Genomic DNA, 22,085 nt, shown 5'->3' on the forward strand with positions numbered 1-22,085 from the left:
GGCGGGATGGGGTTAAGGTTTTCTGGCGGGGCTCGCAGGGTAGCACGGGGGCCCGCGCGAAGGGCCCGTTAAACGCCGCGGGCGGGGCGCGCGTTCACCCCGATCGCGGCACCCCCGGGGCGCTGCTGCGGGCGCGCTTGCGACGGTTGGCCTGCGCGGTGAACCAGAGAATGAGCCCGACCCCGACGAGGCTCGGCCCGGCCCAGAACAGCGGGTTGAAGACCTGTTCGGGAAACCGCCGCACCAGCCCGACCGAAAGGAACGCGGTGTAGGCGGAAATGCCCATCCCGATGAGCGCGCGGAAATGTTCGCCCACATGGGCGCCGGGCGGAGCTTCGCGGCGCCAGACGAAGCGCTGCTGCAGCACCATGGCGACGACGCCGACGACGCTCACCAGCACCATCAGCGGCTGGCCGATGGCAAGGCCGAAGCCGCCGCACCACAGTCCCGACAGCACCACCGCCGCCATCACCGCCTGGTAGCGCGCGCGGCGCAATTGCGCGCGGTCGCGGGCATGGCGAACCACGGCGAGGCCGTAATCGACGAAACCGATGGTGAGCAGGCCGAGATAGAGCATCATCCAGCCGAACAGCCCGGCGAACAGGGTGCGGTCGGTGACCGAGGGAATGCGCTCCTCCGGCCCGTAGAGCGAAAGCAGCGCCATCACGACGGCGAGGCTTCCCGCGCCGAGGAAGCCGTAGCACGCGATCCGCCCCCAGCGACGATGGGCCTGCGCGCCCTTCTTCGTCGCGATCGGCACCCAGAAGGCCGCGAGGCCCAGGGTGCCGGTGACGATGTGGAGGAGGACGAGCGTTTCGAACATGTGCATGGACGTTGCGAAATAAACATGGATCAGCAAGCTTGGAAAGAAAATTTCGTTAGTCCTGCCGGCGCGGCGCATTATCCGCTGGGCGGACAGGACCGGCGGACAGGTCCCGTCGCCGCCGCGGCGGCTTCTAGGATCGCGGGTCGGGATCGCCCGCTCAGGAAAGGGATCGAGCCATCATGGACTTGTCGAACGCCGCCGCCCCCGGACCCGCCGCGCAGGCCTTTCTCGATCGCGGCAGGCATTGCCATTTCATCGGCGGCGAATGGGTCGAAAGCCGCGGCGGCGGGCAGTTTGAAACGCTCGATCCCGCCACGGGCCGGATGCTCGGGACCCTGGCCTGCGGGACGGCGGAGGATGTCGACGCGGCCGTGGCGGCGGCGCGCGCGGCGTTCGAGGATGGGCGCTGGTCGGGCCTCGTCCCGATGGAGCGGGCGAAGGTGCTGTGGGCCATCGCCGATGCGATCGAGGCGCATATCGATGAACTCGCCGAGCTGGAAACGCTGGACCAGGGCAAGGCGCTCTATGTCGGGCGCTGGGCGGAAATCCCGGGGGCGGTCAACCAGTTCCGCTATTTCAGCGGCCTTGCGACGAAAATCGAGGGGCGCACGATCCCGACTTCGATCGCCTACCAGCCCGAAGGCAAGGAGGTCTTCGCCTTCACCCAGCACCTGCCGGTCGGCGTGGTGGGCGCGATCGTGCCTTGGAACTCGCCCCTGGTGCTGACCGCGATGAAGCTCGCCCCGGCGCTCGCGGCCGGTTGCACGGTGGTGCTGAAACCGGCGGAGGACACCTCGCTCACCGCGGTGCGACTGGTCGAGCTGATGGCGCAGGCGGGCCTGCCCGGCGGCGTCGTCAACCTCGTCACCGGGTACGGGGCGGAAGCGGGCGCGGCGCTGGCCGCGCACCGGGGGGTGGACAAGATCGCCTTCACCGGATCGACCGCGACGGGCCGCGCGATCCTCGATGCGGCGAAGGACAACCTCAAGCGCGTCACGCTGGAACTGGGCGGCAAATCGCCGGTGATCGTGATGGACGATGCCGATCTTTCCGCCGCGATACCCGGCGCTGCGAACGCGATCTATTTCAACGGCGGGCAGGTCTGCATCGCGGGCTCGCGGCTCTACGCGCATCGCAAGGTGTTCGACCGCGTAGTCGAGGGCGTGAGCGAGGCGGCGGCGAACATCGCGCTCGGCCATGGGCTCGATCCCGCGACGCAGATGGGGCCGCTGGTGTCGAAGAAGCACGCCGCCAAGGTCGCCGAATATGTCGCCGAGGGGCGCCGCGCGGGGGCGAGCGTGCTGGTCGGCGGGGAGACGGCGGGGCCGAACGACAGTTTCGTGACGCCCACGATCCTCACCGGCGTTTCGCCCGACATGGCGATCATGCGCGAGGAAGTGTTCGGACCGGTCGTGGTCGCAACCCCCTTCGACGATTTCGATGAGGTGGTGGCAGCCGCCAATGACAGCGACTACGGCCTCGCCGCGGGCGTGTGGACCGAAAGCCTGTCCACCGCCACCCGCATCACGCGGCGGCTGCAGGCGGGCACGGTGTGGATCAATTCCCACGCCATGTACGACCCCTCTCTCCCCATCGGCGGGATCAAGCAGTCGGGCTGGGGCCGCGACAGCGGGCAGGTGGCGATCGAGAACTACCTCAACCTGCAGACCGTGTGCGCCGTGGTCTGAGCCGAAGCCCGCCCCTTCCCCGGCGCAACGCCGGGGAAGGGCAGGCGATCAGAACTCGTAGCCGATCGAGATCCGCGCGGTGCGGTCGAGCCCGAAGATCGGCACGTAGCTCGAGCTCTGCGGGCCACCCGTGCCGAGCAGGAACAGCGCGTTCGTGACATAGCGTTCGTCGAGCAGGTTCTGCACCACCGCGCGCACGCTGATGTTGCCGAAGGTGACGCCGGCCTGCATGTTCATCAGAAAGCGGTCCGGCACCCAGGCGAGGTTGACCTCGTCGACATACTGCTTGGTCTGGTAGGACCCGTCGACGCGCAGGTAGAAGCTGCCGTCGTCGCCGAATTCGCCGTTGTAGCCGAGGCCGGCATAGGCATCGAACACCGGCACGCGTTCGAGCTGGTTGCCGCCGATCGGCACGGGGCCGGTCGGGCAGACGGCCCCGTCGCATACCAGGCTGAATTCGAAGCGCTGCGCGGTGACGTCGTCGTCATAGGTCGCGTCGTTGTAGGCCGCGCCGAAATCGAAGGTGATCGCATCGGTGACTTCCCACACGCCTTCGAATTCCCCCCCCTTGATGGTGACGCTGCCGACATTCCCGGTGATCGTCGAACTGGTCCCCGGAGGCGGCAGGCTGCCGTCGGCGAGGCGGCGCACCTCGGTCGTCTGGAGATCGTTCCAGTCGGTGTAGAACAGCGCCGCGTTGAGCGTCAGGCCGATTTCGGGAAAGTAGTTCTTGGACCCGATTTCATAGGTCCAGTTGGTTTCGCGCTGGAATTGCTGCTGCGGCAGGAAAGGCACGCCGAGCCCGTTCGATCCGCCCGCCTTCACGCCGCGCGCGACCGAGGCGTAGAGGAGATTGTCGGGGGTCACCGCGTAGGTGGCGGTGAAGCGGGGCGTGAAGAACTTTTCCGTGATGTCGTCGCGTGGCGGTTCGAGCGCCTGGATTGTCGGGTCGTTCGGATCGGGCGTGAGCCGGTCGATCGTCGCGCGATCCTCGATCGTGTAGCGCCCTTCGGCGGTCAGGGTGAAGGCTTCGGTCAGGTTGACTTCGAGAAAGCCGTAGAGGCTGAGGATGTCCTCGTCGCGTTCGAGGAAGGTCCGGCGGCCCGGAAACGCCGGGAAGATCGGCTCGCCCGGACCGATCGGGTAGAACAGTCGGTCGACGATCTCCTGCGGGGTGTCGAGCGTGCCGATCGGGAAGACGTCGGTCGAATTGGATTCGATGTCGTTGGTCGTCGAATAGTTCGCCCCGACGAAGCCGTAGATCGTGTCGCTTTCGTAGGTGAGGCGCAGATCGTGGCTGTAGCTTTCGAATTCGCTGCCCGAACCCGAGCTGTCGAAAAAGGTCTGTGGTTCGTCGAACGGCGGGCCGAGCGGGATCGGCAGCGGTTCCAGCGGGTTGCGCGGCGTCGCGCCGCGTCCGTCGACGTCGCCGAAGGTGTAGCCGAACTGGTAGGTCAGCGTGAGCGGATCGGCCGGGGAAAAGTCCACCCGCGCGCTGATCACGTCGGTCGGGCCGCGCAGGCCGAAGGCGCGCGGGTCGATCAGGAAACCGTCGGGGCGGCTGTCGGGCACGGGGCCGAACAGCGGACTAGCCTGGGCGCCGGTGACGAAATCCGGGCTTCCCGGCAGCTCGCCGCAATAGAGCCGGTTCTGACCATCGATGTCACTGCAATTGTTGTAGTTGTAGGGGTCGAGGAAGTTCGCCGTGCCGAAGCTGAAATTCGCCACGTGCTCCTGGAACCGCTCGGTATGGAAATAGCTCGCCTGGAAGCTCAGCGCCTCGCTCGGCTCGGCGCGCAGGGTGACCTGGTAGGTTTCGCGTTCGAACCCGCCGAGATTGCCGCAGGTCACGCATCCTTCCGCATCGGCGAGCGGGTGGCTGTTCGGGATCGTGCCGTCGAAGGTCTGGTAGGCGGCATGGGCGAGCAGGGCGACCTTGCCAGGGATGATCGGGATGTTGATCGTGCCGCTCGCCTCGTAGAATTCGTCGGTCCCGATGCCGCCGCGGATATGGCCGGTGATCTCGTCGAGGTCGGGCGTGCGGCTGACGAGGTTGATGACGCCTGCAAAGGCGTTGCGTCCGTAGAGCGCGGATTGCGGACCCTTGATGATCTCGACCCGTTCGAGGTCGAGCAGGCCCTGGTCGATCAGGTAGTTGCGCTGGATGTAGATCCCGTCGAGATAGGTCGCGACGTTCTGCACCGGCGAGCCGAGGCGCAGGTTGGTCTGGCCGCGGATGGCGGGCTGGGCGAGCAGGCCGGTGAATTCCTCGAAGGCGAAGCCGACGATGTTGTCCGCGATGTCGCCGAGATCGTCGGCGGCGCGGTTGGTGAGCGCTTCGTCGGTCAGGGCGCTGACCGCGATCGGCACGTCCTGCAGGTCTTCCTCGAAGGTGCGGGCGGTGACGATGATCTGGTTGCCGCGGGGGGTGTCGGCGGCTTGCCGTTCGTCCGGCGCCGTCTCGCTGTCCTGCATTTGCGCTTGCGTCTGGGCCTGCGCCGCAACGCCCGCCAGGGCGAGCATGGAAACGGACGCCATCCCGAATGCGCGGATGCCAGCCGTCCAGAAGCCGTTCGAAATCGTCATCGCCAAGTCCCCATGTTGGATGTGTTCCCCGATTTCAGTTTTGTGACCGGCCTCCTTGAATTTCCTGCACCCTGTCTTGCTTTAATCACTCTGCGATAAGTCGGTCCGCGCAAGGCCGCGTATAGGCGGGTCGGCGGGGGTCCGGCTTGCCGCCGACGCGGCCGGGTCGCTCACCCGAACCTTCGCCCGCCGCCGTCATCCGCCGCCGTCACCCGCCCCTTGCCGGGCCGCCTTCATGCGCTGCCACCATTGCGGAAGCTCGGCGCGCGGCGCGGTCGGGATCTCGCCCGAAGGCGGGAGCGGGGCGGGGGTCTGTTCGCGGGCATACCATTCGAGCGAGGAGAGCGAGGGTTCCTCCCACGTCTCGGGTGCGTCGAGATATTTGGGATGGTTCACGCGGATGTAGTCGACCGTGTCCGGGTTCGGCAGCCGGTCGATCGAATCGACCGCGCCCATGAAGGTCTGGTAGACGCAGTGCCCCTCGCTCGGTCCCATCAGCATCCACGGCAGCCACGGCGTCACCCGCGACCAGGTGCCGTCGTATTCGACGCTGGTGATCGAGGGGTCCTGCATCGCGTCCCAGTCGATGAAATAGAGGAAGGTTTCGGTCACCCGGTTGAACTCCCCGCTCGATTCGCGCGGCCATTCGCCCGGCTGGAGCGCGTTGGGGTAGAACAGGTTGATGTGGCTGAAGAGGTTCAGCATCCCGCCGCGCCGCCGGAAATCGAGCATCAGCGGAATCTGAGGCGGCTTCTCCCGGTTGAGCCCGCCATAATTCGGCGGTTCGGGATAGAAGTTGGTGATCGTGTGATTGAACGGGTCATTGGCGATCGGCACGACCTTGACCGTCTCGCCCAAGTAGGGGTTTTCCCATTCGGTCAGGATCTCGCCGGTCTTGAGGTCGGTGTAGAAGCCGATCTCGCGCAGCACCTTGCGGTAGCCGACCCCGTCTTCGTGCGGGAGCAGGCGGGCGGCGGAAACCATGGTGAAGCCGACGAGATCGCGCAGCGCCTCGTTCGGGCGCACGCCCTGGATGATCCCTTCGGCAAAGCCGTACTTGGTCGATTTCGTGTCGGTGTTGCCGAGCAGGCGCGCCCAGGCCTCGCGGTTGCCTTCGGGCTTGGTCAGGTCGAGGAAGTCGCCGGTGAGCGAGCGGTCCGTCGATCCGGCCTCGCCGCCCACCCGTTCCATCGCCTGCGCCATGCCGGGAGTAAGGGCGAGCCCGGCCGCGGCCGCGACGGTGCTGCCTGCGAGAAAGTCTCTGCGGTGCATAAGTGATCTCCTTTCCGCCGCACAAGCTATCGAAGCGCCCCCGTCCGCCGGGGCTCGTCCCGCCCAATGCTCGCCAGTCGGACAACCCGGGCTGCGGGGAGGGGGAATCGCCCGCCAAGGGGGCAGGCTTGGCCCGCGCGCCGACGGCCAGGGGGGACAGGGCATGAGAATCGCGATCTTTGGAAGCTCCGGACGCACCGGGCGCCTGCTGTGCGAAGGGGCGCTCGCGCGCGGGCACTTGGTGACGGCGCATCTCAGGGACCCGGGCAAGCTCGCGGACCTCGCCGGGAGGGTCGAACTCGTCGCGGGCAAACTCGGCGAGGAGGCGAGCATTGCCCGCGCGCTCTATGGCTGCGACGTCGCGGTGAGCGCGCTCGGCACCTTCGATCGCAAGGCGAACAACGTGCTTTCCGACGGGACGAAGGCGATCCTTTCCGCGATGGAGCGGGCAGGGGTGGGCCATTTCGCCGCGGTCACCTCGCTCGGCTGCGGGGATTCCCTTGCGCAGGTGAACAGCCTCCTGATGAAATTCGTCATCCGCACGGTGGCGAAGGAGATTTGGGCCGACAAGGACCGGCAGGAGGAAGCGATAAGGCGTTCCGGGATCGATTACCTGATCGTGCGGCCCGGCGGCCTCACCGATGGAGCGGCGAGCGGCAGCTGGACCGAACTGCGCGCCGGGCAGCGTTCGAAGGGAAAGCAGATGATCGCGCGGGCCGATGTCGCGGACTACATCCTCGCCCGCTGCGAGAACCTGCCTTTCGGCAATGACACGGTGATGCTCGTCTGAGGCCCTATTCGGTCCGGCCGGCGCGGGTGAGCCTGCGTTCTCCATGGAACATGGTGTCGCGCTTGAGCGACGCGATCACCGCGTCCTGCAGTGCGGGATCGACCACCGGCCCGCTCGAGATCATCATGCTGGTGCCCGGTACCATCGCATCGGGGCCGGAGATGTATTCCCGGATCGTGTCCTCGTTCCAGACGAGCCCGTTCCTCCCCGCTTCGGCGAGCGCGGGCGAATAGGGGAAATTGGGCACGGTCCCGGCGCGCTGGCCGAAGATGTTGGCGAGGTTTGGGCCGACCAGATGCGCCTCGCCCGGCTCCATCGTGTGGCAGAACTTGCACCACTTGTAGGTTTCGCGCCCCGTGGTGAGCTGGAAATCGGTCGGCGGCGTCCACTCGATCCGCGCCAGCCGCTCCCGGTGCCAGGTGATCGAAGGATCGGCCGCAACCACCACCCCGCTCGAAAACGGCGTCACGCGGAACAGGAGATAGGGCATGGTGAGCCCGAAGCCGACGACGGCAACGACACCCGCGAGCGCCCCGGCGTTCCAGATCGCGCCGCCGCGCTTGCCCTCGGCGCTGGCGAAGCGGCCTTTCCGGACCGCGCGCAGGATCAGCCAGAACGCCGCGCAAAGGGCGAGGAAGAGAGCCGCGGCGACATATCCCGGCTCGCGCCGGGAAAAGGAGTTGATCGCGTATAGGAACAGGGCCGAACGCACGAGGAACAGCAGGCCGAAGCCCGCCGGGAAGGCGGCGATCAGCCCCTTGCCATAGCGCGCATAGGTGTAGCCCGCGCTCACCACGGCGACGAGCGCGAGCAGCACGGTCGCATTGGCCATGGCCGAATGGAAATAGCCGCTGAATTTCCACACGCCGTGGTCCTTGCCGATCGGTGCGGGGATGGTGAAGAGGCCCGCCGGGTCGATCGCGCGCCCCTCGGTCCAGCCGTAAAGGAAACCGAGCGGCCCGCCGAGCACGACCAGCAGCAGGATCGCGAGCGCGAGCGCATGGTGCCAGAACCGCGCCGCCGGGGGCAGCGTGCCTTCGGCCAGAGCCCCGCGCTCGCGCCACCACAGCCACAGCCGCCAGGCGCCGAAGACGAGCAGCGCGATGCCGATGGCGTAGTGCCAGCTTCGCGCGAGGTCGCGGATGGCGGATTCCTTGTCGAGCCGCGGCAGGACGACGATGAGGAAGGAATGCGCGATCAGCGTGAGGCAGAACAGCCAACCGGCAAGGCGAGCCCGCGCGCTTTCCCCGTCATGGCCCGCGCGCGTCTTCATTCCTTCAGCTGTCCGGGGAAATGCGCTTCGTGGTTCTCGGCATACCAGTCGGCGATTTCCTCGCGCGTGGCCCACCAGATGCCGTCGAGGCTCTGCGCGTATTCGATGAATTCGCGCAGCGCCCGGATCGTGTAGGCCCGGCCCGAAACGTGCGGGTGGAGGCCGACATTCATGATCCGGCCGGTCCTGGCGCCTTCCCGGTGCAGCACCTTCAGCTCCTCGATCAGGATGTCGCGGTATTCGTCGGTCGTGCGCGCGTTGCGGGTGAGGATGGTGAAATCGTTGATGACGTTGGAATAGGGCGTCGCGACGATCGGCCCGGCCTCGGTGCGGATCATGTAGGGCTGGTCGTCGTTCATGATGTCGCAATAGGCCTTGAACCCTTCCTCGACGAGGATGGTGGGCGTGTTGAGCGTGCCGCGCAGCGAGCTCGACAGCCAGACCTTGGGCCTGCGTCCGGCGTGGCGTTCATACATTGCGACCGAGCGGCGGATGATGTCGCGTTCGGCCGCGATGTCGTCGTGATAATCGGTGAGAAGTTCGCCCTGTTCGAAATTGTGCGCGATCAGTTCCCACCCCCGCTCGAGGCAGGCATCGGCCATCGCGCGGCGGCGTTCGAAGGTGACGGCGTTGACCGTGCAGCCCGCCTTCGCGTCCATTTCGTCGAACAGGTCGAACATCCGCCACACGCCGACGCGCTGGCCGTATTCGCGCCAGGAATAGTTGGGATAGTCGGGAATGCGCCCGGCGAGCGCATTGGGCAGCAGCGCCGGGCCGCCCGCGTAATAGGGCCGGTCGGTGTCCTTGACGAGGTCCCAGGTTTCAAGGTTAAAGGTGAAGATCAGCGCGACCTTCGCCCCGTTCGGCCATCTGAGGGGGCTGCGCTGCGGCAAGGGCACGTAATCATATTCGAACATCGCCTCGCGGTCCCTCTTCAGAACTCTTCCATCAACCGGCCGAAGCCCTGTTTCCTGTCCATGATGCCGTTCTGGCGCAGCGCGTTCCAATAGGTCGCGGTGTTGATCGCGATCACCGGCTTGCCGAGCCACAATTCGGCCGCCGCGGCGAACTTGACCATCGAAAGGTTCGTGCCGACCTGCACCAGCGCATCGACATCGTCGCCGTCGAGCTGTTTCAGCTCCTCGCGCAAGTTCGCCACCGGCACCTGCGCGATCGCGGTCCAGCTCGGGCACCGGAGGCAGGTGTCGCGCACGACCTCGATCCCGTGATCGGCCATGAAACGCGCGACCTGTTCGTTGGCGCTGGGATAATAGGGCGAGATCACCGCGATGCGTTTGACCCCGCCATAGGCCTTGAACGCCTCGATCAGCGACTGCGAGCCGGTGCACAATTGCAATCCGGCCTCCTGCTCGATGTTTTCGCGCCATCTGGCCGCGCCCTCGGCGCCGCCGTAGAAGGTCACCGCGCTCATCCCCATGACGAGGTAATCGGGATTGCAGGTCAGGACGCCGCGCACCGCGTCGATCGTGTTGCGGCTGATTTCGAGCGTGCCCGCCATGAACGTCTCGTCCGAGATCGCCTGCGCGTCGTCGACCACGATGCGGCTGTAATGATTGGTGACGCCGGGCACGCGCAGGTCGTCGAAATCGGGCTGGACCACGGTGTTGGTCGACGGCCCGAGCACGCCGAACAGCCGCCGGTGGCCGAGCGTGTCGGGATTGGGACGCGGCCGGACCGGCATCAGGCGGCCATCCTCTCGCGCTCGACGCATTCGATCATCGACTGGCGCAGCAGGAAGGCGCGGCGGCGTTCGGGATCGGCCCGGATCGCCTCCATTTCCGCCTTGCGCCGGGCGTGGAGCCGGCCTTCGCCTTCCTTCAGGTATTCCATGTTGCGGATCGTCTGGGCCTGGATGAATTCATGCGTCGTCGTGCGCCGCTGGCGCTCGAACGCATCGAGTTCGTCCGTCGCATCGGCCCCGTGCTTGTAGACGCGCAGCAAGCGCGTAGCGAGGTTGAAGGCGTCGTGGATTCCGCTGTTCATGCCGAAGCCGCCGATCGGGTTGTTGAGATGCGCCGCGTCCCCGATGAGGGCGACGCGCTTTTCGAGAAAGCTCTTCGCGACCCGCTGGTGCACCCGGTAGATCGTGCGATGGTGCGTCTCCACCTCCTGCCCGCGCCCGATCAGCCGTTCGAACACGTCGTTCTTCTTCGCATCGGCAAGGAGCACGTCGTCGCTGGTGTCCATGTCGGCCGGGACCAGCACCCGCCACAGCGAGGGGACGCGCAGCAGCACCATCCATTCCTCCGGGTCCGAGACGTAGTTCACGTGGCACAGGCCCTTGATATGCTCTTCCAGCGGCTCGGTCGTGGTGAAGCAGAGGAATTTTTCGGGATAGGTGAAGCCGTGGAATTCCGTGCCGAGCCACTTCCGCACCGTGCTGTTCGCCCCGTCCGCGCCGATCAGGTAATCGCACTTGATCGTCATGATCGAAAGCGGGGTTTCGGCGTGGATCGTGACCTCCTCCGCGTTCTGCTCGATCGCGGCGAGCCGGTGGCCGAACAGGACCTCGGCGCCCGCCTGTTCGCGCACCAGCTGCGAGAGCATCCGCGAAAGGTGATACTGCTCGCATTGCACGCGGTAGGGGTGGCGGGTCGCATCGGCGATTTCGGTCATGTCGAAATCGATCACCTCGCCGGTGCGCCGTTCGCGGAAGTGATAGACCGGCGCTTTCAGCCCCTTGTCGATCAGGCGTTCGGTGATGCCGAAGGCTTCGAGCATTTCGAGCGTCGGCGGATGGAAGGTCGAGGCGCGCAGGTCGAGCGCGCAGTCCGCCCCTTCCTCCAGCAGCACGACATCGACGCCCTGGCTCGCGAGGCAATAGGCCGCGACCGTGCCGACGGGTCCGGCACCGGCGATTGCGACCTGCGTGCGAATTTCCTTCATCCCTCGGGGCTCCGTCCTTTTCCTGCGTTCCGATGTCGGTCGGCACGGTTCGCCGCGCGCTTTTGCCGGTTTGTCGGCGCTGGGGCGCGGGCTGTGAAACCTCGGCTCCCCCGTTTCTCGCCCTGCGGACAAGTCGCGGAGTCGATCACCTCTCCTCGGGCGAGCTATCCGATGCGCGGATAGGCAGGGGGGCGGACCCGGGGGAAAGGGGGCGGGGCTGGTAGGGTCGGGGCGGCAAGATCGGGACAGACCCGGCGAGGACACCAGACAGGACACGGACCATGGCCTTCAACACCCGCCCGCTGCGCGACATCACGCAAGAGGACATCGAAACCTACCGCCGCGACGGCGCGGTATGCCTGCGCCGGGTGCTCTCGAACGACTGGGTGGAGGCATTGGAACCGATCGCGCGCGAGGTCATCGTCGGGAAGAAGGACGTGGGCCTGCTGCCGACCATTCCGGGCCGCTACATGGCGCGCTGCATCCCCGAATATCGCCGCCTGGTGTTCGACGGCCCGGTGGCCGAGGCCGCGGGCCGGGTCATGCAGTCGAAGGAAATCCGTTTCTTCTTCGACGAATTCTTCGCCAAGCCCCCGCGGTCCGACGCCGCGACCCTGTGGCACTGCGACCGCATGGCCTTTCCGGTCGAAGGGTTCATGGTGCCTTCGCTGTGGATCCCGCTCACCCCGATCGTCGAGGAGAACAGCCTCGAGGTGCTGGCGGGCACGCAGCATGACGACGTGCCCTACTGGCTGTTCAGTCCGAACGCGCGCAAGATGATCAAGCCCGACGACCGCGTGCCGCACCCCGACATCGAGAGCCGCCGGGGCGAGGAGGGGCTGCGCTTCCTCAAGTGGGAAATGGACCCCGGCGACATGCTGGTGGTCCACCCCTGGGCGCTGCATTATTCCGCCGGCAACCCGACCGACGACTGGCGCGTGGCGGTCTCGATCAGGGTGTTCGGCGACGACATCCGCTGGGCTCCGCGGCCCGACTGCCTCAACATTGCCGGGTGCAGCTTCGACGAGATGCTCGACGGGGAGAAGCCGCAGGGTCCGCTCTTTCCGCTGCTGTGGTCGCAGGACGGGCGGCGCGAAGGCGACGGCGAATACCCGCGCGGCTTCGCGACCCGCTGGAGCGGGCGGGCGATGGGCGATGTCAACGAATACGAGACGTTCAAGCGGATGAAGGCGAAGGAGGACGCGAAAGCGCTGTCCGACCGCCGCACGGCGCCTGCGAACTAGTCGACGGCGCGCGCCAGCAGGTTCGGGATGCGCGAATCGTCATAGGCGAGATCGACCTCCCCGATCCGAACCACCGTTAGTCCGCGGCTGGGCATGACATAGACTCGCTGCCCGCCGAACCCGTCGAAATAGACGATGTCCTCGGCCAAGAAGGGTTCGGAATGGGGCACCTTCACGGGGTTGCCCGCGCTGTAGGCGCGCTGCGGGGTATGTTCCCGGCCAAGCCAGACGTGGAGGCCGTATTGCGCATTCGCTTCGGACGGGCTCGCCATGGCCTCGATCCAGCTTTCGGGCACGACCTGTTCGCCGTTAGCGCGGCCGCGGTTGCGGATCAGCTCGCCCACCCGCGCCCAGTCGCGCAAGGTCGCCTGCATCCCGGCATAGCCGCGCGCCTTGCCCGCCGGATCGACCCACACCCGCGCCGGGCCATTGCCGAGCGGGCACCACAGCTCGCTTTCGAGATAGGACAGCACCCCGCCCCTGTTTTCCGTCGCGAGCCGCCGGTCGAGGGCGAGCGTCAGCAGCTTGGTGACGGCGTTGTTGTAGGCGAATTCGCCCCCCGGCTCGCCCGCGAGTTCGAGCTTGAGCGCTTCCGCACCGATATCGGGGGCGAAGAGGATCTTCATGAAATCGGACGGGGCAAGGCCGGAGGACATGGTCAGCATCTGGCGCAGGGTGATGGCCCCGCGCGGATCGTCCGCCCATTCCTCGAGATAGTCGCCGATCGGGTCGTCGACCGATCCGATCACCCCGTCCTCGATCGCGATGCCATAGAGCAATCCGATGAGCGATTTCATCATCGAGGCGGACGCGCTGGTGGCGGTGACGTCGGCGCCTTCGCCATAGCTTTCGTGGACCGGCACGCCTTCGTGCAGGACGAGCAGGCCGAGGCCCTTGTGCGCGTCGGAGAACGCCTGCGCCTCGGCGATGGCCGCGGCGAGGGCTTCGCCCGGCTCGTCCGCTTCGGGGAAGTCCGTGGCGCAGCCTGCGAGGGCATAGGTCGGGCGGTACCGCTCGACATCGAGGACGCTCGCGCCCTGCAGCTCGGCAGGCGTCATCGGGTCGTCGAGATCGGCGTAGCGTTCGTCCGGGGCCTGCGCCGCGACCCCGCCCGCAAGCCAGAGCGCGAGCGCGGGAAGGGCGAGCCGGCGCGTCAATCGGATGGCCTTCACGCCGCGTCCTCCTCGTAGCTTTCGCCGGGGATCGGCTCGCCCACCCGGCATGCCGCCCCATCCTGTACGCGCGCCTGCATGAAAGCGAGCGCCCGTTCGAGCGCGCGGGCGAAGAGGCGGGCCTCGTCCTCGCTCACCTCGCCCGGCCGCCCGAAAGAGCCGCCGAAATAGTGATCGATATCCTCGCCGACCCAGAGCGCGCGGGCGCCTGGCGGGGCGGCTTCGTGGGCGGCGAGGTGCGCGCGCCAGTCGTCGATGAAGCCGGGCAGCACGTCTGCGGTGCCGGTGATCGTGAGCGCGGGTGCAGCAAGGCTCGCCCAGCCTTCGCGCGCGATCAGTCCGGGCATCGGTCCCGGCGGGGAGAAGGCGACGACCGCGCCGACCTCGCCCCGGCGCCGGTCGACGCTGCCGCCCTCGGGTTCGACTGCCCGCGCGCCGCCGTAAAGCTGCGCGATCAGCGCGCCGTAGGAATGGCCGAGCGCGGCGACCTTGCCCGCGGCGAGCGTCAGGCCCTTTTCGGCCAGCGCCGCGCGCAGCACCTCATCGGGCGCGAGCGCGAGTTCCATGTCGGCGGTCCGCCCCGCCCATGTCACCGGATGCGAGGGCCGCTCCGGCTCGCCTTCGGCGCGGGGGTATTCTTCGGAATCGACGTGCATCGGCGCGAGCACCACGAAACCCGCCGCCGCGAGCGGTTCGAGCATCGCGGCATAGCGCCCGGGCGCGGCGAAGGCCCCGTGCGAGAAGGCGACGAGCGGATATTCCCCCGGCTCGGCCGGGGCGAAGACGGTGAGGGGGACAGGGCGTCCGTCCTCGGCGGTGCGCTCGATCGCGAAGCTCTGCGCCTCGCGGGCGAGGAGGTCGGCGCAGGCCGGGGCCTCGGCAGGAGCGGCGCCCCGGGCAAGCGGGGCGCAGGCGAAGAGGAGCAGCGCGGCGGCGGGCGTGAGGGCGCGTCTGGTCATGGCGGCAGACTGGCACCGGGGCAGGGGCGCGGTATGCCCGGCTGGTCGCTTGTCCGCCAGTCGAACATCGCGCAGCGCCGCGCGGGCGCGCGGGCGCGATCTGGTAGCCCTTTCGGCCATGACGAAACGCTCGGTCTTCATCAGCGGCGGCGGCCCGGCGGGCCTCGCGGCGGCGCTGCTGTTCGACCGGCTCGGCTGGGACGAGATCGTGCTCGCCGAGCGGCGCCCAGGCCCGTCCGATTTCGAGAAGAACAAGAGCTTCAACTATCTCGTCGACAAGCGTTCGCAGCGCCTGTTCGACCGTCTCGGCATTCTCGAACGGCTGCCGCCGGTCGGCGTCGCCACGCGCGAGTTCACGGCGACGACGATCACCCCGGACGGCAAGGCCCGGACGAGGGGCGTGCCGATCATCGATCCGAACCGGCCGGTCTGTTACTGGACGACGCGCCGCGCGCTGCTGACGATGCTGTGCGATGCGGTCCGGGACCTCGCCGGGGAGCGGGTGCGGCTGCTCTACGGGCACAAGGTCGCCGGCCTCACCCGCAGCGCGGCCGGCGGGATCGCGGTCGAGGTCGAGGACGACGAAGGGCGCCGCGAAAGCTTCGAGCCGACGCTGGTCCTCGCCTGCGACGGGCTCAACTCCGCGATCCGGCAGGGCCTTCAGAACCTGGCCGAGGTGGATCCGGCGCGTTTCGAGATGGTCGCGACCCCTTCGCTGTCGACCGGCCTGCGCTACAAGGTGCTGAACCTGCCCTCGCGCTTCGCCACTCGGGGAGGCGCGGCGGTGGACGACCCGGCGATGAGCTACATCCTCCCCTCGCGCCACAAGGACCGGACGAAGGCCTGCGCCCTGTTCGCCTTCCCGGTGGCCGATGCGAGCCATCCGCGCAGCGTCAACCTGATCCGCGAGGCGGACCACGAACTCTGGACGCTCGGGACAGCGGACGAACTCTTCGCCTTCCTAGAGGATTCCTTTCCGCAGCTTGCCGTGCGCGATCTCGTCGGGCGCGAGGAGGCGGAAGATTTCGTCGGCCTCGAAGCGGGCGCCTTCCCCGCGCCGCAACATGCGCGCGAACTGCTGGCGTCCTTCGGCCCGGCCGGCGCGCGCAGCCACGTCCTGCTGGTGGGCGATGCGGCACACGCCTTCCCGCCCGACCTCGGGCTCGGCGTCAATTCCGCGCTGGAGGACGTCGACAAACTGGCGGATCACCTGGAGGCGGCAGGCGATCTCGAGCGCGCGCTCACCGCCTATGCCGCCGAGCGCCTGCCCGAAGCGCGCGACCTGTGCTGGCTCGTCACCCACGTCTTTCCCGAACAGTACAACCATCGCCCCTGGGCCATGCGACGCTGGATCGCGGGCTTCCTGCTGCGGCGCGGGCTCAACGCGGTGGCCCCGCAGGTGTTCGAACGGCCGGGCTTCTTCCTGACGCAGGACCCGGACCTCACCTATGGCGAGATGCGCGCCGCGATCGAACGCACCGACGGGCGGCTGAGGATGGCGGGGATCGGCTCGCTCGCGGCGGGAGCGGCGGCGGCCCTGGCGCTGCGGGGATAGGCGCGGCTAGTCCCGGTCCGTGCCCTGGAGCGCGGCGACCACCCCGGCGGTGATCTTCGTCATCGCCGCGTCGGTCCGCTGCTGGAAGGCGGCGTCGGGTGCGAAGGTGTCGATCGCCTCGACGCTCACCACGCCTTCGCGCTCCAGCAGGGTCTCGATCACCATCACCCGGTCGGTCAGCACCGCGACCTCGCGCGTCAGCGCAAGCACCGCGCGCGCGAGGTTGTCGACGTGTTCCGGCCCGAGGATCTGCCCCTCGGGCGTGTTGAAGTCGCGCGGGTCCTTCATGCCGCGGGTTTCCGCCCCTGGACGACGTAGGGATAGGGGGCGCTCGTCGTGACATCGACGAAGCCCGCCTCGCGCGCGACCGCCTCGAGATCGAGGCTCGCGCTTTCGCGCCAATGCGGCTCGCCCCCGAACATCGCGCCATGATCGGCCTTCCACACGGCGAGCCGGTCCATGTCGGAATAGCGGGTCACGTCGCTCATCAACAGGTCGCCGCCCGGTTCGAGCAGGCGGAACGCCTCGGCGAAGACCGCGCGGATCGCGTGCGCCGGCATTTCGTGAAGGATGATGTAGCTCGCCACGAGGTCGAAGCTTTCGTCCTCGAAATCGGTCGCCTCGGCGGCCTGCTGCGACAATTGCCAGTTCCAACCGTTCGCGTTCGCCGTGCGCCAGGCGTGTTCGAGCATCCGCGCGGACAGGTCGACGCCGAAAATCTGCGCGTCGGGGTAGGTTTCGGCGAGCGCGGTGGTGAAGTGCCCCGAGGAACAGCCCATGTCGAGGATGCGGCTGTAGCTCTCGCGCGGGGCCATCGCGGCGACGTCGCGGCGCTGCTGGAAGATGCCGCCGGGAAAGAACCGCCCGACCAGTTTCTTGTGGATGATTTCGCCGTGGATGTAGCCCATCTGCGCGTGCCCCTCCCAGCCGCCGGTGGTGCGGTGGAAATGGACGCCGTCCCAGTAATCGGGCGCCTTCAGGACGGGATCGAGCCGCAGGGTCGCGCGGCCCTGCTCGGCCGCTTCGAACAGCGGGGCGAGATCGTCCTCCACTTCCTCGAAGGCCTCGGCCGAAATGCGCCCGTGCATCCGCCCGTGCCAGTCGCCGAGCAATTGCTGGACGGGCCAGGCGGGACAATCGGCGAGGACCGCGTCCATGTGGGCGAGCCGTTCGTCGAGGTCTTCGGGCAAGGCGTCGGGATCGCCGACCTTCCGGGCGATCGCGGCATCGACATTCGCGCGCACCGGCCCGGAGGCCGCGGCCATCCCGGCGAGGAAATCGACCGAGGCGCGCCCGCGCTGGCGCAGTTTCGGGTTCTGGAAAGGGGTCATGTTTCCTCCTTCGCCGTGTTCGCGGGCGGCCCGGCCGCCGCCAGTTCGCTTTCGGTGAGCTTGTAGCCGGTCAGCAGCCAGATCGCTATCGCTCCCATGATCGCGGGCAGGATCGCGACCGTTATGACCAGCGCGGTGTCGACATTCCCTCCCTGCGGCACGTCGGGCGGCAGGCTGGTGTCGAAATCGGCGAGTTGCAGCGCGAAGCCGACCACCAGCGGCCCGAGCGCGGCGGTGAACTTCTCGACGAAGCTGTAGAGCGCGGTGTAGGCCCCTTCGCGACGCACGCCGGTCCGGCGCGAATCATATTCGATGATGTCGGTCAGCATCGACATGGCGAGCACGACATTGCCCGTTGCCGCCACCCCGATCAGCACGCCGCGTAACCCGATCGCCCAGATCGGCTCGCCCTCGACAGCGAAGGCCCAGCTCAAGACGCCGACGATGTAGAAACCCGCCGCGACATAATAGGCCTCCCGCTTGCCGAAACGTTTCGAGAAGGCGACCAGCAGCGGGGCGGCGACGATGGTCGTTAGCGTGAGCACCCCGCCATAGACGACGAGGATGTCGAAGCTGAGGCCAAGCGTCTGCACGAGGAAGAACAGGAACGCCGCCTGGGTCAGCTGGACACCGGAGAGCTGGGCGAACTTGACCCCGATCAGGCGCAGGAAATGGCGGTTGCGCCGGACTGCGTCGAATTCCTCGACCAGCCTGGTCATCGCGCTCGTGCGTTCGGTGAAGCGGGCGCGCGACGTGCTGGCATAGGCGGTCATCATCGTCGCCAGGATCACCACGGCGCAGGCCGAGGAGACATAGGCATAGCTGGTCCATTCGGTCCGCCCGAGCCGTTCGATGATCGCGGGCGCGATGGCCGCGGCGAGGAAGGACCCGGCGGAAACGAACACGATGCGGTAGGCATGGATCGACGAGCGTTCATGGTAATCGTCGGTCATTTCGGCCGGCATCGCCATGTAAGGCACGTTGAACACCGTGTAACCGAAGGTGTAGACGCACAGCGCGAGGAAGACATAGCCCGCCGTCAGCCACTGGCTGTCGAACACCGGCGAGGAGAAGATGAGCGCAAAGCTCGCCGCGGAGACGACCCCGCCCCACAGCAAAAAGGGCCGCCTGCGCCCGCGCGGGGAGGCGTGCCGGTCGCTCCACAGGCCGACGATCGGATCGGTCGCGACATCGAACAGCTTGGAGACGAACACGATCGTCCCGGCCAGCGCGGGTTCGATCTTGAGGATGCCGACGAGGTAGAAGAAGATCAGGACCGCGATCCCGTTCATCAGCATCGCGACGCCGAAGGCGCCGATGCCCCAGCCCAGTTTCAGCGAGACGGGCAGGCGGCCGACCCCGGCGCCAGCATCGGCGCGGCCCGCCACGTTGGTAGCCATCAGGGTGCTTCCCCGGCGCCTGCACCGCCCGCCTGCGGTTCGGGCAGCGGCTCGCCCGACCTGGCGGCGGCATCGCGGATCAGGAGGTTGGGAAGGACGGTGTTGTCCCACGCTGCATCCTTGGGCGGCGCGCGCCCGGTTCTCAGCACGATCATGTCCTGCGAGGGGATCATGTAGACGACCTGGTTGGCGTTCCCGTCGAACAGGACGAGGTCCCGGTCGAGATAGGGCTCCGCGTGCGGGACCTTGCCGTAGGGCACGCTCGGATGGGCAAAGCCGCGTTCGGGCACGTAGGGCCCGGCGACCCACACGCCCATGCCGTAATGGGGGTTTTCGGGCGTGGCGGTACGCATCGCCTCGGCATAGCCCGGGGGGAGCAGGCGCTCGCCCTCCCACTCGCCGTCCGCCATCACCAGCATCGCCATGCGCACCCAGCTTTCCGCCGGGAGCAGCAGGCAGCAGCCCGAATGCGCGGTCCCGCCTGCGCGGTTGACCCAGATTTCGCCGCCCATCGCTCCGATCGGTTCAAGCAGCGCACGGGTCAGGTAGTCACCGTAGCGCATCCCCGTCGCGCGCTCGATCACGGGCGCGACCAGTTCGGCATTGGCGTTGGAATATTCGTAGCGTGTCCCCGGCTCGTGGGTGACGGGGTAATCGTTGATGATGACTTCGTCGTGGCGCGGGTGGAGATAGGCGCGGTTGAGGATGTCCTCCGGATCGCGCGAAAAGCCCTGCGGGAGGAGGCCGGTCCTCATGTCGAGCAGGTGCCGCACGAGGATCTTCGAACGCGCGGGATCGCCCTGCCATTCCGTGATGAAATCCGCGACCGGCTGGTCGAGCGAGGCGATGTGCCCCTGTATTATCGCACGGCCCACCAGCAGCGCGGTGACCGGCTTGGCCAGCGAGCGCGAGACGATCGGGGTATCGCGCGTGGTCTCGCCGAAATAGCGCGCGTGCTGGACCTTGCCATCCTTGACCACGATGAAGGCGTTGGAATTGCGCGCGGCGGCGTAGCTTTCCGCCTCGGCCAGCGCCTGCGGCGAGAGCGCGGGAGTGTCGGCCACCGGCAGGGGCGCGGCCGTGGCGGCGCCGGCGACCGGTTCGAGCGGGTCGTAGGAGCCGAGCCCCGCGCCGCTGCGCGCGGCTTCGAGCAATTGGTCGAAACGCTGGCGATAGAGCGCCTCGTCCGCGGGCGAATAGGCCGTGCGGTTGGCCGGATCGGCTGTCGCGCTGGGGGCGGGAGCGGGCGCCGCGACGGCTTGCGCGCCGCGCTCCTGCGCACCGCCGCCCTGCGCGCCCGCACCGGCGGCAAGCGCGGCGGCGGCTGCGACCATCAGCCGGGCGAGCCGCAGGCCCGCGGTCCTGGAAAGCGGCGGCTTGTTCATCTGCCCTTGTCAATGCCCTCGAAAAGATCGGACGCGAATTCCGGAACGTCCCCTGGGCAAGGACCTAGCCCGTCCGGTGCCCGCTTCGGGTCCGTGACCCGGATTTGACCGCCAGACGGAGAGAATTGTCGCATCGCCAAGACGATGCCCCTTTCGTTCACGCGCGCAGGTCGATGACGGTTCCGGCCCCTTCGGCCTCGGCGAGGCGCCACACGGCATGGGCGGCGGCAAGGTCCTGCGCGGCGACGCCGAGCGACTTGTAGCAGGTGATTTCGTCGGCCGAGGTCCGGCCCAGCGCGGGGTCCTGCGCGACATCGCCGATCTCGGCGAGGATGTGGCTTTCGCTGACGAGCCCCGCTTCGATCGCGTCGAGCAGTTCACCCGCGGCCGCCATCGCCGCCGGGCGGTAATCGACGTAGAAGCGCATCCGGGCGACCGCCGCGCCGTCGATTTCGGCGGTGGTCGGGATCGCCGAGCCGACCAGATTGACGTGGCTTCCGGGTTCGAGATCGGCGCCCGCCAGCACCGGTTCCTTCGCCGAGGTCGTGGTGCAGACGATGTCGGCACCCATCACCGCCTCGGCGGCGCTCGGCGCGATTTCCACGGCCAGGCCGAAGCGCGCGCTCGCGGTTTCGGCAAAGGTCCGCGCGCGCCCCGCATCGCGGCCCCAGACGCGCACGCGCTCGATGGCGCGCACCGCCTGCATCGCGGCGACGTGGCGCATCGCCTGTTCGCCGTTGCCGATGATCGCGAGCGCCTTCGCATCCCTGCGCGCGAGGAGATCTGTCGCCAGCGCGCTCGCCGCCGAGGTGCGGATCGCGGTGAGCGAGGAGCCTTCGACCATGGCGAGCGGCACGCCTTTCGCGCTGTCGAACAGCATGACCATGCCGACATGGGTGCCGAGCGGGTCATCGTGAGGCCGTTCGTACTTGCACACCAGCTTGATTCCGAAACTCGCGTCCTCCGCCTCCCCCGCGGTGCCGAGGGAGCCGGGCATCAGCGCGAGCTTCCCGGCGGCGCCGGGGACGGGCATGAACCGGCGGATCGGCAGCGACACGTCCCCGCGCGAAACCGCGATCATCGCCGCGCGCATGACATCGACGCAGGCTTCGACCGGGAGCAGCCGCTCGACCTCGGACCGCTGGATGATGCGCATGGTTCAGTCCTTCGGGCGCGGCGGGAGGAAGCGCATCTTCGCCATGACCTCCGCGACATCGTCCGGCCGGTCGAAGGGTTCGGGGCTGGCCTCGCCCGGCGTCCGCGCGCGGCCGATGGCATCGAACCAGTCCTCGAGCCCGGGCGGGAAGAACACCCAGAACATCTTCATGTCCGTGTCCCCGGTGTTCCTGATCCAGTGGGTGCAGTTGCGCGCGAAGAGGATCGTCGTGCCGGGGCCGAACCGCGTCACTTCCCCGTCGATATCGACCTCGCCCGTGCCTTCGTAGACGAAGACGAGCTCGTGGTTCTGCCGGTGCCCGTGTTCGCGCACCATGCCGCCCGGCGGCATGACCTGGATGCCGGACGAGAACGTGTCGTAGGGCATGTTGTCGGGGGTGAGATTGACGGTGACATAGCCCCTGCTCGGCAGGGGCTGCCAGAGCGAGCGGCCCTCGTCCGGGCCGATGATGACAGAGCGGCCTTTCGTGATGTGTCCGGCGGGCGGGTGCGGATCGGGTTCGGTGGCCATGGGCCTTCCT

The 22,085-nt window shown here is 67.9% G+C and carries 19 protein-coding genes; 4 read left to right on the plus strand and 15 right to left on the minus strand.

What is annotated here, in order from left to right:
- Positions 1 to 94: 94 nt before the first annotated feature.
- Positions 95 to 829 carry a hypothetical protein gene (locus BLU08_RS01125; RefSeq protein ID WP_090200846.1) on the minus strand — a complete coding sequence of 245 codons (735 nt, stop codon included), beginning with the start codon at positions 827 to 829 and terminating at the stop codon, positions 95 to 97.
- 176 nt (positions 830 to 1,005) lie between these two features.
- Between BLU08_RS01125 and BLU08_RS01130 the strand changes: the two genes are divergently transcribed.
- Complete coding sequence (locus BLU08_RS01130) at positions 1,006 to 2,514, plus strand: aldehyde dehydrogenase (RefSeq protein WP_090194233.1); 1,509 nt, start codon at positions 1,006 to 1,008, stop codon at positions 2,512 to 2,514.
- A gap of 48 nt (positions 2,515 to 2,562) precedes the next feature.
- Here the strand turns inward: BLU08_RS01130 and BLU08_RS01135 are convergent, their stop codons facing one another.
- Both BLU08_RS01135 and BLU08_RS01140 read right to left on the minus strand, forming a co-directional pair.
- The gene (locus BLU08_RS01135) at positions 2,563 to 5,100 is read right to left on the minus strand and encodes a TonB-dependent receptor (protein ID WP_090194235.1); all 2,538 of its coding nucleotides are present in this window, start codon (positions 5,098 to 5,100) and stop codon (positions 2,563 to 2,565) included.
- A 195-nt stretch (positions 5,101 to 5,295) separates the two neighbouring features.
- Positions 5,296 to 6,372, minus strand: a complete 1,077-nt coding sequence (locus BLU08_RS01140; RefSeq protein WP_157674408.1) for a DUF1838 family protein — start codon at positions 6,370 to 6,372, stop codon at positions 5,296 to 5,298.
- A 163-nt stretch (positions 6,373 to 6,535) separates the two neighbouring features.
- On the opposite strand from BLU08_RS01140, the gene BLU08_RS15025 reads away from it, so the two are divergent.
- Positions 6,536 to 7,162 carry an NAD(P)-dependent oxidoreductase gene (locus BLU08_RS15025; protein WP_157674409.1) on the plus strand — a complete coding sequence of 209 codons (627 nt, stop codon included), beginning with the start codon at positions 6,536 to 6,538 and terminating at the stop codon, positions 7,160 to 7,162.
- 4 nt (positions 7,163 to 7,166) lie between these two features.
- On the opposite strand, the gene BLU08_RS01150 is transcribed toward BLU08_RS15025, so the two are convergent.
- Genes BLU08_RS01150 through BLU08_RS01165 form a run of 4 tightly spaced genes read right to left on the minus strand, consistent with a single transcriptional unit; the run spans position 7,167 to position 11,342 of the window.
- The gene (locus tag BLU08_RS01150) at positions 7,167 to 8,435 is read right to left on the minus strand and encodes a hypothetical protein (RefSeq protein WP_090194240.1); all 1,269 of its coding nucleotides are present in this window, start codon (positions 8,433 to 8,435) and stop codon (positions 7,167 to 7,169) included.
- Positions 8,432 to 9,352 carry a polysaccharide deacetylase gene (locus BLU08_RS01155; RefSeq protein ID WP_090194242.1) on the minus strand — a complete coding sequence of 307 codons (921 nt, stop codon included), beginning with the start codon at positions 9,350 to 9,352 and terminating at the stop codon, positions 8,432 to 8,434. Before BLU08_RS01155 ends, BLU08_RS01150 begins: the two co-directional genes overlap by 4 nt.
- 17 nt (positions 9,353 to 9,369) lie before the next feature.
- Complete coding sequence (locus tag BLU08_RS01160) at positions 9,370 to 10,137, minus strand: arylmalonate decarboxylase (protein ID WP_090194244.1); 768 nt, start codon at positions 10,135 to 10,137, stop codon at positions 9,370 to 9,372.
- Entirely contained in the window at positions 10,137 to 11,342 is a 1,206-nt protein-coding gene (locus BLU08_RS01165; protein WP_090194247.1) for an NAD(P)/FAD-dependent oxidoreductase, read from the minus strand. The genes BLU08_RS01160 and BLU08_RS01165 overlap by 1 nt, the downstream gene beginning before the upstream one ends.
- 281 nt (positions 11,343 to 11,623) lie before the next feature.
- Here BLU08_RS01165 and BLU08_RS01170 point away from each other — a divergent pair, with 281 nt between their 5' ends.
- On the plus strand, positions 11,624 to 12,586 hold the full coding sequence (locus tag BLU08_RS01170; RefSeq protein ID WP_090194249.1) for a phytanoyl-CoA dioxygenase family protein: 963 nt from the start codon (positions 11,624 to 11,626) through the stop codon (positions 12,584 to 12,586).
- On the opposite strand, the gene BLU08_RS01175 is transcribed toward BLU08_RS01170, so the two are convergent.
- Positions 12,583 to 13,758, minus strand: coding sequence for a serine hydrolase (locus tag BLU08_RS01175; RefSeq protein WP_157674410.1), 1,176 nt, complete (start codon positions 13,756 to 13,758; stop codon positions 12,583 to 12,585). The two genes, BLU08_RS01170 and BLU08_RS01175, sit on opposite strands and share 4 nt — an antisense overlap.
- Positions 13,755 to 14,717, minus strand: a complete 963-nt coding sequence (locus BLU08_RS01180) for a hypothetical protein (protein ID WP_157674411.1) — start codon at positions 14,715 to 14,717, stop codon at positions 13,755 to 13,757. Before BLU08_RS01180 ends, BLU08_RS01175 begins: the two co-directional genes overlap by 4 nt.
- A 118-nt stretch (positions 14,718 to 14,835) precedes the next feature.
- Here BLU08_RS01180 and BLU08_RS01185 point away from each other — a divergent pair, with 118 nt between their 5' ends.
- Positions 14,836 to 16,272: an NAD(P)/FAD-dependent oxidoreductase gene (locus BLU08_RS01185; protein WP_172800952.1), complete on the plus strand. Its 1,437-nt coding sequence runs from the start codon at positions 14,836 to 14,838 to the stop codon at positions 16,270 to 16,272.
- 6 nt (positions 16,273 to 16,278) lie between these two features.
- On the opposite strand, the gene BLU08_RS01190 is transcribed toward BLU08_RS01185, so the two are convergent.
- From BLU08_RS01190 to BLU08_RS01215, 6 genes are all read right to left on the minus strand, one after another.
- The gene (locus BLU08_RS01190) at positions 16,279 to 16,560 is read right to left on the minus strand and encodes a hypothetical protein (RefSeq protein ID WP_090194254.1); all 282 of its coding nucleotides are present in this window, start codon (positions 16,558 to 16,560) and stop codon (positions 16,279 to 16,281) included.
- Positions 16,557 to 17,603 carry a class I SAM-dependent methyltransferase gene (locus tag BLU08_RS01195; protein ID WP_090194256.1) on the minus strand — a complete coding sequence of 349 codons (1,047 nt, stop codon included), beginning with the start codon at positions 17,601 to 17,603 and terminating at the stop codon, positions 16,557 to 16,559. Before BLU08_RS01195 ends, BLU08_RS01190 begins: the two co-directional genes overlap by 4 nt.
- Positions 17,600 to 19,003, minus strand: a complete 1,404-nt coding sequence (locus BLU08_RS01200) for an MFS transporter (RefSeq protein ID WP_090194258.1) — start codon at positions 19,001 to 19,003, stop codon at positions 17,600 to 17,602. Before BLU08_RS01200 ends, BLU08_RS01195 begins: the two co-directional genes overlap by 4 nt.
- A complete protein-coding gene (locus BLU08_RS01205; protein WP_090194260.1) occupies positions 19,003 to 20,388 on the minus strand; it encodes a serine hydrolase in 1,386 nt (461 codons plus the stop codon). The genes BLU08_RS01200 and BLU08_RS01205 overlap by 1 nt, the downstream gene beginning before the upstream one ends.
- Positions 20,389 to 20,545: 157 nt before the next feature.
- Positions 20,546 to 21,544 (minus strand): ornithine cyclodeaminase family protein, encoded by a 999-nt coding sequence (locus tag BLU08_RS01210; protein WP_090194262.1) that lies wholly within the window; start codon positions 21,542 to 21,544, stop codon positions 20,546 to 20,548.
- A 3-nt stretch (positions 21,545 to 21,547) separates the two neighbouring features.
- Positions 21,548 to 22,075: a cupin domain-containing protein gene (locus tag BLU08_RS01215; protein WP_090194265.1), complete on the minus strand. Its 528-nt coding sequence runs from the start codon at positions 22,073 to 22,075 to the stop codon at positions 21,548 to 21,550.
- Positions 22,076 to 22,085 lie beyond the last annotated feature (10 nt).

It is taken from the genome of Erythrobacter sp. HL-111, from assembly GCF_900105095.1.
Lineage (GTDB): Bacteria > Pseudomonadota > Alphaproteobacteria > Sphingomonadales > Sphingomonadaceae > Erythrobacter.

Coding starts and splice junctions, on each gene's coding strand:
- BLU08_RS01205 (WP_090194260.1), bottom strand. CDS start 20,388: ATGAACAAGCCGCCGCTTTCCAGGACCGCGGGCCTGCGGCTCGCCCGG.
- BLU08_RS01130 (WP_090194233.1), top strand. CDS start 1,006: ATGGACTTGTCGAACGCCGCCGCCCCCGGACCCGCCGCGCAGGCCTTT.
- BLU08_RS01195 (WP_090194256.1), bottom strand. CDS start 17,603: ATGACCCCTTTCCAGAACCCGAAACTGCGCCAGCGCGGGCGCGCCTCG.
- BLU08_RS01180 (WP_157674411.1), bottom strand. CDS start 14,717: ATGACCAGACGCGCCCTCACGCCCGCCGCCGCGCTGCTCCTCTTCGCC.
- BLU08_RS01215 (WP_090194265.1), bottom strand. CDS start 22,075: ATGGCCACCGAACCCGATCCGCACCCGCCCGCCGGACACATCACGAAA.
- BLU08_RS01150 (WP_090194240.1), bottom strand. CDS start 8,435: ATGAAGACGCGCGCGGGCCATGACGGGGAAAGCGCGCGGGCTCGCCTT.
- BLU08_RS01140 (WP_157674408.1), bottom strand. CDS start 6,372: ATGCACCGCAGAGACTTTCTCGCAGGCAGCACCGTCGCGGCCGCGGCC.
- BLU08_RS15025 (WP_157674409.1), top strand. CDS start 6,536: ATGAGAATCGCGATCTTTGGAAGCTCCGGACGCACCGGGCGCCTGCTG.
- BLU08_RS01155 (WP_090194242.1), bottom strand. CDS start 9,352: ATGTTCGAATATGATTACGTGCCCTTGCCGCAGCGCAGCCCCCTCAGA.
- BLU08_RS01170 (WP_090194249.1), top strand. CDS start 11,624: ATGGCCTTCAACACCCGCCCGCTGCGCGACATCACGCAAGAGGACATC.
- BLU08_RS01160 (WP_090194244.1), bottom strand. CDS start 10,137: ATGCCGGTCCGGCCGCGTCCCAATCCCGACACGCTCGGCCACCGGCGG.
- BLU08_RS01200 (WP_090194258.1), bottom strand. CDS start 19,003: ATGGCTACCAACGTGGCGGGCCGCGCCGATGCTGGCGCCGGGGTCGGC.
- BLU08_RS01190 (WP_090194254.1), bottom strand. CDS start 16,560: ATGAAGGACCCGCGCGACTTCAACACGCCCGAGGGGCAGATCCTCGGG.
- BLU08_RS01125 (WP_090200846.1), bottom strand. CDS start 829: ATGCACATGTTCGAAACGCTCGTCCTCCTCCACATCGTCACCGGCACC.
- BLU08_RS01185 (WP_172800952.1), top strand. CDS start 14,836: ATGACGAAACGCTCGGTCTTCATCAGCGGCGGCGGCCCGGCGGGCCTC.
- BLU08_RS01210 (WP_090194262.1), bottom strand. CDS start 21,544: ATGCGCATCATCCAGCGGTCCGAGGTCGAGCGGCTGCTCCCGGTCGAA.
- BLU08_RS01165 (WP_090194247.1), bottom strand. CDS start 11,342: ATGAAGGAAATTCGCACGCAGGTCGCAATCGCCGGTGCCGGACCCGTC.
- BLU08_RS01135 (WP_090194235.1), bottom strand. CDS start 5,100: ATGACGATTTCGAACGGCTTCTGGACGGCTGGCATCCGCGCATTCGGG.